At 68.7% G+C, this 13,404-nt stretch carries 8 protein-coding genes; 5 read left to right on the top strand and 3 right to left on the bottom strand.

What is annotated here, in order from left to right; genetic code table 11:
* Positions 1-18: 18 nt before the first annotated feature.
* On the bottom strand, positions 19-234 hold the full coding sequence (locus ABT078_RS33805) for a hypothetical protein (RefSeq protein WP_351234617.1): 216 nt from the start codon (positions 232-234) through the stop codon (positions 19-21).
* A gap of 315 nt (positions 235-549) precedes the next feature.
* Between ABT078_RS33805 and ABT078_RS33810 the strand changes: the two genes are divergently transcribed.
* From ABT078_RS33810 to ABT078_RS33820, 3 genes are all read left to right on the top strand, one after another.
* Entirely contained in the window at positions 550-1,794 is a 1,245-nt protein-coding gene (locus ABT078_RS33810) for a serine/threonine-protein kinase (RefSeq protein WP_351234619.1), read from the top strand.
* Positions 1,795-1,919: 125 nt separating this feature from the next.
* On the top strand, positions 1,920-4,790 hold the full coding sequence (locus tag ABT078_RS33815; RefSeq protein WP_351234621.1) for a DEAD/DEAH box helicase: 2,871 nt from the start codon (positions 1,920-1,922) through the stop codon (positions 4,788-4,790).
* A 24-nt stretch (positions 4,791-4,814) separates the two neighbouring features.
* Positions 4,815-9,806, top strand: coding sequence for a class I SAM-dependent DNA methyltransferase (locus ABT078_RS33820; protein ID WP_351234623.1), 4,992 nt, complete (start codon positions 4,815-4,817; stop codon positions 9,804-9,806).
* Positions 9,807-9,858: 52 nt separating this feature from the next.
* On the opposite strand, the gene ABT078_RS33825 is transcribed toward ABT078_RS33820, so the two are convergent.
* A complete protein-coding gene (locus ABT078_RS33825) occupies positions 9,859-10,071 on the bottom strand; it encodes a DUF397 domain-containing protein (protein ID WP_351234625.1) in 213 nt (70 codons plus the stop codon).
* On the bottom strand, positions 10,068-10,883 hold the full coding sequence (locus ABT078_RS33830) for a helix-turn-helix domain-containing protein (protein WP_351234627.1): 816 nt from the start codon (positions 10,881-10,883) through the stop codon (positions 10,068-10,070). Before ABT078_RS33830 ends, ABT078_RS33825 begins: the two co-directional genes overlap by 4 nt.
* A gap of 389 nt (positions 10,884-11,272) precedes the next feature.
* On the opposite strand from ABT078_RS33830, the gene ABT078_RS33835 reads away from it, so the two are divergent.
* Complete coding sequence (locus ABT078_RS33835) at positions 11,273-12,499, top strand: IS110 family RNA-guided transposase (RefSeq protein ID WP_351234629.1); 1,227 nt, start codon at positions 11,273-11,275, stop codon at positions 12,497-12,499.
* 125 nt (positions 12,500-12,624) lie between these two features.
* Positions 12,625-13,107 (top strand): ATP-binding protein, encoded by a 483-nt coding sequence (locus ABT078_RS33840; protein ID WP_351234631.1) that lies wholly within the window; start codon positions 12,625-12,627, stop codon positions 13,105-13,107.
* Positions 13,108-13,404 lie beyond the last annotated feature (297 nt).

Genomic DNA, 13,404 nt, shown 5'->3' on the forward strand with positions numbered 1-13,404 from the left:
TCGCGCGCGGGGCCGGGATCAGGGGCAGCGGTCGTGGGCGCGGAGGGGACCGGCAGCGGTGCGGCGGCTTCGGCCGTACTGAACGTCACCGCGGACGGTGAGTGCCACGACGTCGTCGCCGTTGCGGTAGCCCGAGGCGTATTCGGGATCGGACAGCTGGTAGGGGCGTATGTCCTCGACGCGTACCGAGAGACCGTCCGGATACGTGTACGTCGAGCCGACGGCGTGAATCATGCTTGCTGAGCCATGCCCGTGCTGGGTCATGTGCCCCCCACTGATGCTAGGGCCACGATCGCGGCCCGTCCGGTGCGATGTGCCACGCCGTCCCCCGAACCGCGGTCTGGACCGACGGCCACCCCCGGGGTAGCGTGAACTTAGTACACGGGATGCTAGCAAGCTTCACAACATCCCCACACCCCCGCCACCATAAGGTGTGGGTGCTCCCGTCCGGCATTCCCCTCCCCCGCCCCATCCGCATCTACTACCGTGTCACCAAGCACGCATTTACGCTGATCAGGCGCACAAGAGGATCGAGAGCCGAGGACGGACGTGCAGCACACTCCACTGAGCCCCGAAGACCCCGTCTCGCTGGGCGGCTTCGAGCTCCTCGGCCGGATCGGCCAAGGGGGCATGGGCCAGGTCTTCCTCGGGGAGTCGCCCGGTGGCGAGCCGGCCGCGGTGAAGGTGATCAAGCCGGCGGTGGTGGACTCGGAGTCGCGGCAGCGGTTCGCCCAGGAGATCGAGGTGCTCAAGACCGTCTGGGGTCCGCGCATCGCCGCGTTCCTGGGCGCGGACGCCGAGGCGGAGCAGCCGTGGCTGGCGACCGAGTACGTGGACGGTCCCGACCTCGGTCGGTATGTGAAGTCCCACGGCCCGCTGCCCTCGCTCCTGACGGCCGCGCTCGGTGCGATCCTCGCCGAGGCACTGTCGGCCGTGCACACGCAGGGCCTGATGCACCGCGACCTCAAGCCGGCGAACATCCTGCTGGGGCCCAACGGCCCGAAGATCATCGACTTCGGGCTGGCGGCCTTCTCCGAGTCGAACGTCTCTCTGACCGCCCCGAACCAGGTGGTCGGCACCCCGGTGTGCATGGCCCCGGAGCAGGCGGCCGGCGAGAAGCCGCTGACGTCGGCCGTGGACGTGTACGCGCTGGGCGCCGTGCTGCTCTTCGCGGCGACCGGCCACTATCCCCATGAGGCGGCGACCCCGTACATGGTGTTCCACCTCGTCACCGACCCCGGCACCGGACCCGACCTCTCAGGGGTGCCCGCGGAGCTGCTGTCGCTTTTGACGGGCATGCTCGCCCACAGCGCCGAGGACCGTCCCTCGCCGGGCGACGTGGTGCAGCAGTGCCGGACGGTCGTCGAGGCCCAAGGTATGAAGATCGCCCAGGCTCGTCGGCGACTCACCGCGCACACGGCCGCGCTACGGGACCGGACGGGGCCGGGAAATGCCCCCGCCCCGCGTCCTGCGCGGCCCGTCGTCGGCTTCGAGCATCTGCGCACCGTGACCGCCTCGGCGCCGCACGCCCCGCAGTCGCCAGAGCCAACCTCCACAGCGCATGATGGCGCACCCGACCCCACTCCGGTGACGATGCGCGAGGAACCCGATCCCGCACCCCGTACCGGCGTCGACACCCCGGAAGAGGTCCGCCGTGAGCAGCCCGCGCCAGGGCGCCCGCCGACGGCCGCCCGACGGCCCAAGGAGCCGGCCCGTACCTTGCGCCACTCCGCTCAGGCCCGCCGGACCGCGGAGCAGCTGCGCACGACGTACGCGGCCCGCGCCCCCTTCTGAGGTCCCAGCCCCACTCCGCGACTCCCCGAACCCGTGACTTGCGCCCACCCCGCCCCGACGGTGACACGACCGGCGTCAGGATGGGGCCGCACCACCCGCCGACGTGAACGCCCAGGAGGCCCCAAGTGACCGCCGACCCCACCACCGCCCTCGCGACGAGCGGCGAGGACGCCCAGTTCCCACCGGGCGCCCAGATCCTCGTACGGGACGAGGTGTGGCTGGTGCGCAACACGACCCGGACCGAACACGACGGCGCCCGGATCGAGGCGGTCGGCGCCTCGGAGTTCGTCCGCGACCAGGAGGCGGTGTTCTTCACCGAGCTCGACCGGATCGAGCTGCTGGACCCCCGGCAGACCCGACTCGTGCGCGACGACTCGCCGAACTTCCGCCGCTCGCGCCTCTTCCTGGAAGCGGTGCTGCGCAAGACCCCGCTCCCCCAGGCCGAGCGCGGCCTGGCCCTCGCGGACTCCTTCCTCCTGGACCCGCTCCCCTACCAGCAGCGCCCCGCACAGCTCGCCCTCTCGGGCCGCAATCTGCGGCCGCGCATGCTGATCGCCGACGTCGTCGGTCTCGGCAAGACGCTGGAGATCGGCCTGACGCTCGCGGAGCTGATCCGGCGGGGCCGGGGCGAGCGGATCCTCGTCGTCACGCCTCAGCACGTCCTGGAGCAGTTCCAGCACGAGCTGTGGACCCGGTTCGCGATCCCGCTCGTACGCCTGGACTCGGTGGGCATCGAGCGGATCCAGCGGGAGATCCCGGCAGGCCGCAACCCGTTCACGTACTTCAAGCGGGTCATCGTCTCCATCGACACGCTCAAGAACACCGACCAGTACAAGCACCACCTGGAGCGCATCACCTGGGACGCGGTCGTCATCGACGAGTCGCACAACCTCATCAACAAGGGTTCGCTGCGCAACCAGTTGGCGCACACCCTCGCCCCGCACACCGACGCGCTCATCCTCGCCTCCGCGACCCCGCACAACGGCGACGCCCGCTCCTTCGCCGAGCTGATCTCCCTGCTCGACCCGGCCGCGATCCGTGACCCGGAGCACTACCGCGCCGAGGACATCGAGCACCTCTTCATCCGCCGTACGAAGGTCAGCCCCGAGGTCCGCGACCAGATGAAAGGCCAGTGGGCCGACCGCGGCCCGTCCTCCTCGATCCGTGTCGAGGCCACGCCCACCGAGGAGAAGATCTTCGAGGAGCTGGCCCAGGTCTGGCTACCGACGGACGGCTCGAAGTCGGTCAGCGACGTACCCCTGTTCCCGTACACGCTGCTGAAGGCCTTCCTCTCCTCCCACGAGGCGCTGAAGGCCACGGTCTCGACCCGCATCAAGACGCTGGAGAAGAAGGACGACCCGCAGGCGACCGCCGCCGAGCTCACGGCCCTGCAACGGCTGCGGGAGCTGGCGTCGGGGATGACGGATGCGGACTCGGGCAAGTTCCGGGCGCTGGTCGAGCAGTTGGAGGACATCGGAGTCGGCCCGAAGTCCGACACCCGGGTCGTGGTCTTCTCCGAGCGCGTGAAGACCCTGGAGTGGCTGGCGAAGACCGTCCCTGCGGTACTCGGCTTCAAGGGCAAGGCCGCCACGGAGGCGGCCCGCGTGATGCACGGCGGCCTCTCGGACGAGCAGCAGATGCAGTGCGTGGAGGACTTCGGCCTCGCGGACACCCCCGTACGCATCCTCTTCACCGGCGACGTGGCGTCCGAGGGCGTCAACCTGCACCGCCAGTGCAACCAGCTCATCCACTACGACGTGCCCTGGTCGCTGATCCGCATCGAGCAGCGCAACGGCCGCATCGACCGCTACGGACAGGCGCACCAGCCGCAGTTCCGTGCCCTGATCCTCACCAGCTCCATCGAGGGAGCCAAGGACGACACCCTCGTCGCTGAGCGCCTCCTGGAGCGTGAGGCGGAGGCGCACCAGTCGCTGGGGACGGCGGAAGCGGTGTCGGGCCTGTACCGGGCGGAGGCCGAGGAGAAGTCCCTCATCCAGGACCTGCTGCGCGGCCGTACGGTCGACGAGTCCCTGGCGGCCCGCCACCCCTCCGGCGCGGACGCCGACGACGGCATGGACGACTTCCTCGCCGACTTCTTCGGCTCGGTCGGCGAGGAGCCGCAGGACGGGGACGCCGAGGACGGCTCCGGCTCGGTACGGAAGGCGGACGTGCCCCGTCTGTTCGCCTCCACCCGCGAGTTCCTCGACGAGGCGCTGCGCGAGGTGTACCCGGACGCGCACGACCGTCTTGACCTGTCGACGGACCAGGAGTCCGGCCTGCTGTCGTTCGCCCCGCCCTCCGACCTGGTCCACCGCCTGAAGGCGCTGCCCCCGGAGTACGTCCGTGAGCAGCGCCTGCGGGAGCGCCTGCTGGTGACCTTCAACCGGCGACTGGCCGACCACAGCCTGCAGCGCGCCCGCGCCTCGGCCACCTCCAGCTGGCCCGAGATCTCCCTGCTGACCGATCTGCACCCGGTGCTGGAGTGGCTCACCGACAAGGTCCTCGTACGCCTGGACCGCCAGGAGGCGCCGGTGCTGACGGCCGACGTGGACCGGGCCACCTACCTCGTCCAGGGCATCTACTCCAACGCGCTCGGCCGCCCGACGGTCGTCAAGTGGATGGCGGTCAACGCGGACGGGGACGTGGACGACGACATGGTGGCGATACTGCGCCGCGCCGGCGTCGGCCCCACGATGGCGAACCCCGCCGTCCCCCACGACACCGGGCGCCTCGCCGAGGCGATCCCCGCGGTCCTGGACACGGCGGAGGCGTTCCTGGAGCGCCACCGGGAGGCGTGGGACGAGCCGCTGCGTGCCCCGATCGAGGAGTACAAGGCGCGTCTAGGTTCTTGGGAGCAGCCCACGCTCCCAGGCGGCGGCTCCACGTCCGGCACCCGCGAGCGCCTCGCCTCACTCGCCGACTCCCTTCTGACGACGGGCCGCCCGATGCTCCGGGTGCTCGCCGTCCTCGCCCCCACGCCCGCTTCCGCCGCCTGACCGAACCTCCAGAGGTACACGACGATGACGTACGACTCCCTGGTCAACCGCGGCGACTACTTCTCCGCGCACTACCTCGCCGAGGTCCTGCCCAAAGACCTCAAGTCCGGTCTGCTCGCCCAGTGGAAGCAGCGCGAGGAGGACACCGCCGGCGCCGAACGCCCCGAGGGCGCCCTCCCGATCACCCCGCGCGCCGGCCTGCGGACGCTGCGCCGCCCGTACTTCGCAGCGCGCTCCTACTTCACGATGGACGAGGAGCGCGCCGCGACGGGCGACGACGCCACGACGTACGACGCCCCGGAGTGGCGCGAACGCGTCCGGGCGCTGAACGGGGAGGCGCTGCGCGCCCTCGGCTACGACGCGAAGCCGCAGACGGTGACCGTCGTGCGCGCCGACCAGTCGTACGAGGTGCGGGTCGCACACGCCGAGAAGGGCCTGATGGCGCTCGACTGCGGCTGGTCGGCGGAGCCCGACGACGCCCTGGACCCGGACGGTGCGGGCCGCCTGCTGGACGAGCTGCGCCTCGACGGCCAGCACACCGTCACGACCGGCTCGAAGCTCGCCTCGTTCCTGTTCGCGTGCGAGGACGCCCCCCGCTATGTCCTGCTGTTGGTGGGCGGCGTGGTCGTCCTCGCCGACCGGGCCGCCTGGGGCGAGGGACGGTACCTGGCGGTGTCCCTGGACGCGGCCCTGGAGCGCCACGACACCAAGGCGGGCGGCGAACTCGACACGGTCGCCGCCCTGTTCGGCGCGGACTCGCTGCGCACGCCGGAGGAGGGCGGCGAGAACCCCCTCGCCGAGCTCGTCGACAAGTCGACCAAGCACGCGGTGGGCGTATCCAGCGAACTGCGGGACGGCCTGCGCCTGAGCGTCGAACTGATCGCCAACGAGGTCCTGGAGCGCCTGCGGGAGGCCGGGGTCCGCCCCGACGAGGTCAAGGAACTCCCCGAGCTTGGCCGCCAGTTGACCCGCGAGTCGCTGCGCTACCTGTACCGCATCCTCTTCCTGCTGTACGCGGAGGCACGCCCCGAGCTGGGCATCCTCCCGTCGGACTACCCCGAGTACCAGCAGGGATACGGCCTGGGACGGCTCGGCGAACTGATCGCCGAGCGCGACCTGGTCGACGAGAAGTCCCGCCGTGGCGTATACCTGTACGAGTCCCTGGACCTGCTGTTCCGCAAGGTCCAGGAGGGCTACCGTCCGCGCCGGACGCACGGCGCGGACGCGGAGGTCGTCGGCGAGAAGACGTCGGAGGACCTCGGCCTGCGCTTCGAGCCGCTGCATTCCAAACTGTTCGAGCCGGAGTCGATCCGGCTGATCGGCGAGCGTACGGAGGTCGGCGAGGACCGTTTCGTCGACACCCGCCTGCGCAACGCCACCCTGTACCGCGTCCTGCGCCTGCTGATGCTGACCCGCGGCAAGAGGCGGGAGCGCGGCGGCTTCATCTCGTACGCCCAGCTCGGCATCAACCAGCTAGGTGCGGTGTACGAGGGCCTGATGTCCTACTCGGGCTTCGTCGCGGGTGAGGAGCTGTACGAGGTCGCGAAGAACGGCGACCCGAAGGACGGCTCGTGGCTCGTCCCGGCGACGAAGGCCGACGAGTACCCGGACGACGTGTTCGTCCGCGCCAAGGACGAGGACACCGGCGAGGAACGGCGGGTGCGGTACGCGCCGGGCTCGTTCGTGTACCGCCTGTCGGGCCGCGACCGGCAGACGTCGGCGTCGTACTACACGCCGGAGTCGCTGACACGGGTGACGGTGCAACTGGCGTTGCAGCACCGCCTCGACCAGGACGACACGGTGACGCCGGCGCGCGAGCTGCTGGAGTGGAAGATCTGCGAGCCGGCACTCGGCTCGGGCGCGTTCCTCAACGAGGCGATCAACCAGGTCGCGGCGGAGTATCTGCGGCGCAGGCAGGACGAGCTCGGTGTCGCGATCGACACGGAGCGCTACGCGGTCGAGCTGCAGAAGGCCAAGGCCTACATCGCCCTGCACAACTCCTACGGCGTGGACCTCAACCACACGGCCGTCGAGCTGGCGGAGGTGTCACTGTGGCTGAACACGATGCACCCGGGCATGGAGGCGCCGTGGTTCGGGCTGCATCTGCGGCGCGGCAACTCGCTCATCGGCGGGCGGCGGGAGGTGTACCGCGCGGAGCAGCTGAAGAAGGGCGCGTGGCTGACGGCGACGCCGGAACGCTTCCCGCTCGACGCGGTGAGCGCTGGGTCGCCTGAGGGGATTCCGGACGGCTCGGTGTACCACTTCCTCCTTCCGGCGAAGGAGTGGGGCGCGGTAGCTGGCGAGAAGGAGGCCAAAGTTCTGGCGCCGGACGAGACTAATGCGCTCGGGGCATGGCGTAAGGCCCTCACCAAGTCCCCAACCGCCGCCCATACCAAGCGACTTCAGGCGCTGACTCGCCGTGCTGAGTACCTGTGGAGCCTGGTCCTGCACCGCCTGGAGATCTCCGAGCGTGAAATCTCGCGCCGCATCGACGTATGGGGCGCGGAGGACGGCTGGCTGCGGACGCCTGAGGAAGCGGTGCAACGGGAGAAGGTACTGGCCGACCTGGAAGCGGTCGACACGCCGTACTGGCGCCTCAAGACGCTGATGAACACGTGGTGCGCGCTGTGGTTCTGGCCGGTACAGGAGGCCGCGCTGCTGGATGGTTCGGCGGACGTGTACGAGCGGGCGGGGGCGGCGCAGCGGCAGGCGGTGCAGGTCGACTCATCGGTGCTCATGGAGTGGGAGTCGGAGGACCTGTTCGGCGAGGTCGTTACGGGCGAGCTGAAGCGCAAGGCCCCGAAGGGCGGCACCCGGAAGGCCAGCCCGAAGGAGCGCCGCCCGGTGATCCCGCTGGTCGGGCTGGACGACTGGCTCGACTACGCGGAGTCCCTACTCGGCACGGACGACGTGCCGCCGGACTCGTTTGTGGCATCGTTCGACTCGCTGAGGGAGATCGAGCGGTACGAGGACGAACTGCCCGACTGGATGGGCATGGACCGGTCGTACTGGCTGGAGTCCCGGTATCCGTGGGCGGCGGTGGCGAAGGATGTGGCCGAGCGGCAGGGCTTCTTCCACTGGGAGCTGGAGTACGCGTCCGTTTTCGCAGGGCACGGTGGGTTCGATCTGCAGGTGGGGAACCCGCCTTGGGTGCGGCCGCGGTGGCAGGAAGACACCGTGCTCGCGGAGCTGGAACCCTGGTTCATGCTGGCGGACAAGCCGGGTGTGGTGGAGTGGCGGCTGCGCAAGAGTGAGGTGCTGGGGGAAGACACGAAGGCTCGGGAGTACTTTCTCGATGAGCTGGCCTCCAACACGGGCACGGTCGCGATGCTGAGCAACGTGACGACATACCCCCTGCTGGCCGGGACACAGCCGGATCTGTATCGGGCATTCATGTGCCGGACATGGGCCAACACGGCAGAACCGGGGATGGCCGGACTGCTGCACCCCGACAGCCACTTCAGCGGGGTCAAGGAGGGAGCGCTCCGCGGTGCCGCGTACAGGCATCTGCGGGTACATGCGCACTTCGTCAACCAGCGAAAGCAGCAACTCTTTGCGGAGATCGACAACCACGTCGAGTTCGGCATCCACATCTACGGCTGTCGGCAGCCCGTCTCATTCGTCCAGGCCGCATGGCTGTACGCGCCCGAAGCTCTGACCGGCTCCCTCACCTACGACGGCACGGGCCCCGTGCCCGGGCTGAAGCACAAAGGTGAATGGGACCTCCGACCTCACCGGTCTCGACTGGTGACGGTGGACGAGAAGCGGCTCGCTGAGTGGAACCGGCTGGCCGGTGACAACAGTGTTCCTGACGCCCAGGCGGCCCTACTCTACCCGGTAACGGTGTACGAAGAAGGGGCTATCAACGCACTGGCGGCGGTGACTACTCGTCTTGGAGCTACTGCCCGGATCAGCGCCGGCTACCACGAAAAGATGGGCAGGGAGGACGGCTTCATCCGCTGGGAGTCATCCGCCCCTGAGGATTTCTCCGAAGTAGTGTTGCAAGGGCCGCACTTCGCGGTGGGCACACCGTTCAACAAGCAGCCCAATATTCCCTGCAAGAGCAACAAGGACTACACGACCTGGGATCTCACAGCCTTGCCCGAGGACGCTGTACCTCACACCAACTACGTGCGTGCCACTGACCGCGACAGCTACGTCGCCGAGCAGGACGCATGGGAGGGTCGGCCGTACACGGACTATTTCCGGCTGGCGTGGCGAGTAATGATTCCACCTGCGAACGAACGCAGCCTCTTCGCGGCCGTCATCCCTCCCGGTCCCGCACATGTGGACGCTGTGCAATCCATGTTTTTCACGGGCAACGGGCTCACAGCACTCAGTGCTGGATTCTGGGCAGCTCTCCCCCTGGACTATTTGCTCCGCATCACCGGTCGCTCTCACCTTCGGAATGCCGAGGCATACAGAATGCCCGCCCCGGTCGCCGACCACCCCTTGGCAGCCCCTCTCCTCCTGCGCACCCTCCGCCTCAACTGCCTGACCAACGCCTACGCCCCCCTGTGGGAGGAGCTGTACAACCCCACATGGCCGGGCTACGAGGACTGGGCGTACCAGGGGTGGCCCCACCTCAAGCCGCTCGCCTCGGGTCTTGGCCCCACGTGGGAGTACGGCACGCCTCTGCGCTCGGAGCACGAACGGCGGGCAGCGCTCGTCGAGATCGACGCGCTCGTCTCCGTCTGGCTGGGCATCACCGCCGATCAGCTGGCTGCGATCTACCAGGGTCGCTATGCGGTGCTGTCCGAGTACGAGTCGGAAATGTACTTCGACGCGAAGGGCAGAAAGATCGCGAAGAGTTTCCATGCCCAGGGGGTGGGCCAGGCGAAGGACGCCTACCCCGCCCTCCTCACCCACTTGGAAAACCCGGACACCACCCCGCCCTTGGCTGGCTACGTCGCCCCGTTCTACAAGGCCGACCGCGAGGCCGAAATGCGCGCCGCCCACGCATACTTCCAGGCCCGCCTGGACGCGGAGATCGCCGCCGGCCGCTGGTCCGCGTAGACATGGCGGTGCCCCGTGACCGGCCGTGATCGGTCACGGGGCACCGGGCGGGTCACATCTGCTTGGCGACGAAGCCGACGAACTCCCGCCAAGCGTCTGACGTGAGGCTCAGGATGGGCCCGGCCTTGTCTTTCGAGTCGCGCACTCGCACAACTGCGGGTGCGGCAGCAACCTCGACACACTCCCCACCCGCACCGCTGCTGTAGGAGCTCGTGAACCAGCACAGCTCAGGGCTGGGTGTCAGGCCAGCGTCAACGACGTTCATGTATCTCCCAGCAGCTTCTCAATGAAGGACAGCGAATCTGTCGGCGTCAGGCCCTGGGCTCGCAGGATGCCGTATCGCTCTTCGAAGCCCCGGACCACCGGTCGCTCACTGTAGAGGCGGCTGTGCTCGTTCACCTCTACATAAGCGATCCTCCGCGCTTTCCGCGTCTCGATCAAGGTGAACGGCCCGCCGAGTCCAGCATGCTGTTGGCGCTCAGTCGGCATGACCTGAATCTCGACGTTGCGCCGATGCCCGTAAAGCAGAATCTGCTCCAGTTGGCCGCGCGCGACCTCGCGTCCACCCAGTGGTCGACGCAGCGAGCTTTCCTCGATAACGAAGCTGATCGTAGGCATCGACCTGCGGGAGAAGATCTCCTGGCGGACCAGTCGAGCTGCGACGCGCTGATTTACGGTCTCCCCGTCAAGCAGGGGCCGCCACATCTCGAACACCGCCCGCGCATACTCCTCCGTCTGCAACAACCCCGGAACGGCCTGGTTGGCGTACACATGAAGCTCAACCGCCTCCGCCTCCAGTTTCGCCGCGTCCCGGAAGAACGCCGGATACCGCGCCTTAGCGACCTCCTCCTTCATCACCGTGAGCAGGCCGCCGGTCTCCAGCACCTCATCCGCCCGCTCGATGAACCCCAGCTTGGGGATCCGCCGCCCCAGTTCCACCGACGCGACCTGATCCTCCCCGTAGCCGAGCAGCGCACCCAGCTCCGCCCGCGTCAGCCCCTTCGCCGTCCGCAGCAGCCGCAACTGCTGCCCGAAGCACTGGAGGAACCCCGCCTCGCTGTCGCCCTGGCCCGTCAACGGTGATCTCTCCCCCACGTGCAGAACCGCGCGTACAGAACCGGCCTGTACAGCTCGCCGACCGTAACTCTCGGTCTACGATACGGACACGGCCTGTACTTGTCCCTCCCCTTTACGTCACTTCCCCCTTCACCGCGTACTGGCGCCCCTAATGGGAGCTGCCGGGTCGGTGAGACTCGGTGCCGTAGCCGCTGGCAGGTGAGCACTCCAAGCCCCGGAAGCATCCGACTTCTGTGGTGAGACCGTGCCCCTGCTGGTCGGCCGGAAGGCCAGACCGCTGATGGGGTGGCGTGCCCGCCGAGCATGGCGTGAGCACTGGATCCATTAGGGAGCGTGCCGTGTCTTCCGCAGGCTGCACGACACGTGAAGCACCAGGCGAGGAGGGCAAGTTGCTTTTGATCGGCGACGACTGGGCCGAGGACCACCACGATGTCGAGGTCCAGGACGAGAGCGGCCGCAAGCTGGCAGTCGCGAGACTGCCCGAGGGCGTGGAGGGCATCGCCAAGCTCCACGAACTCGTGGCGAAGTACGGCGGTGACGACCCCGTCCCGGGCGAGGTGATCGTCGGCATCGAGACCGACCGCGGCCCCTGGGTACAGGCCCTGATCGCCTCCGGCTACCAGGTGTACGCGATCAACCCGCGGCAGGCCGCACGGTTCAAGGAGCGGTATGGCACCTCCGGCGCCAAGAGCGACAAGGGCGACGCCCACGCGCTCGCCGACATGGTCCGCATCGACCGCGCCCAGCTGCCTCCCGTCGCGGGCGACAGCGACCAGGCCCAGGCCGTCAAGGTCGTCGCCCGCGCCCACCAGACCCTCATCTGGGAACGCACCCGCGCCTTCCAGCGGCTGCGCAACACCCTGCGCGAGTACTTTCCCGCCGCCCTGAACGCCTACGCGGACTTGGAGCTGACCAGCACGGATGCATTGGAACTGCTGATCAAGACACCCTCCCCGCAGACCGCGGCGAAGCTGACTCGCACGCAGATCACCGCCGTCCTGACCCGGCACCGCCGGCACAACCGGAGTGCGAAGGCCGCCACGATCCAGACCGCGCTGTGCGAGCAGCACCTTGGTCTGCCCGAGCCGGTCACGGCCGCCTACGCGGTCGCCGCCACCGCCCACGCGAAGCTGCTGATCGCCCTGAATGAGCAGATAGCCGAGCTGGAAGCGCAGGTGAAAGCACATTTTCTCGCGCACCCGGACGCTGAGATCTACCTCTCGATGCCGGGCATCGGGGTGATCACCGGCGCCCGGGTGCTCGCCGAGTTCGGGGACGACCCCACCCGCTACGCCAGCGCGAAGGCCCGCAAGAACTACGCCGGCACCAGCCCCATCACCAGGGCCTCCGGCAAGAGCCACACCGTCCAGGCCCGCTACGTGCGCAACAACCGACTCGCCGACGCCCTGCAACGCCAGGCGTGCTCCGCCCTGAACGCCTCACCCGGCGCCCGCCGCTACTACGACAAACAACGCGCCCGCGACGCCGGCTACAACCCCGCCCTCCGCCAGGTCGGCAACCGCCTCGTCGGCATCCTCCACGGATGCCTCAAGACCCGCACCCTCTACGACGAAGCCACCGCCTGGTCACACCACGCCCGCCCCCATGCCGCTTGACACCAAACGACATGGGGTGTCTCACCACGTACAGAGTGCGTCCGTACATGCCACCGCGCTGGTGGCGGGCCACTTCGAGCCACAACGCTGGCTCCATGCACACGCCCCGAACCCAAACTCAAGCCTTGGACGCCGACACCGAGTTCGCAATGTCCTTCACGTGCACCCCGCGCGGGGCCCGCCTCGCCCGGCTTCTCGTCTCCCGCTGTCTGGACTCCTGGGGCCACGCCTACGACGGCACCGTCAACGAGACTCTGACCCTGATCGCGGCCGAGCTGTGCGCCAACGCCGTACGGCACGGGCGCGTGCCCGGACGGGATTTCCACGTCCGCCTCCTCGCGGAGCCGGACGGCAAGCGCCTACGCCTCGAGGTCTCCGACACCCGCACGGAGTGCCGCCCCACCCTCGCCCACCCCACGCATCCCGACGCCGAGTCCGAGTCCGGCCGCGGCCTCCTCCTCGTCGCCACCCTCGCGGAAGACTGGGGCGTCACCGACCGCCTCTCCGGCCCCGGCAAAACCGTGTGGGCAGAAGTGAACGTCGCGCCCTCCCGTCACGGTGCCTCTGTGGAGCGGGCGGCCCAGGAACAGCCGCCGCGGATACGTTGATCGATTCTGCCGGAGGAGGAACAAGGCACCGCGTAGAAGGATTCAGCCCGCTCGCCCCATGGCGTGGGTAACCCGATGTCAGTGGTGCCCTCTCCGTCAAAGTAGATCGAGTCAGGCATACTGGATGATTCATTGAGTCGAGGGCGGAGAAGGAGTAGTGCCCGGGTGGCCAGCACGAATGACCACGGGACCCCTGATCCGCAGGTGGAAGCCCGTTCGACCGGTCCGCGCCGGTATACCGCGGAGTACAAGGCGAGGATCCTCGCGGAGTACGAGACGTTGGACAAAAAGGGCAAG

This window comes from Streptomyces sp. NPDC002133, assembly GCF_040296405.1.
In the GTDB taxonomy this organism is placed as follows: Bacteria; Actinomycetota; Actinomycetes; order Streptomycetales; family Streptomycetaceae; genus Streptomyces.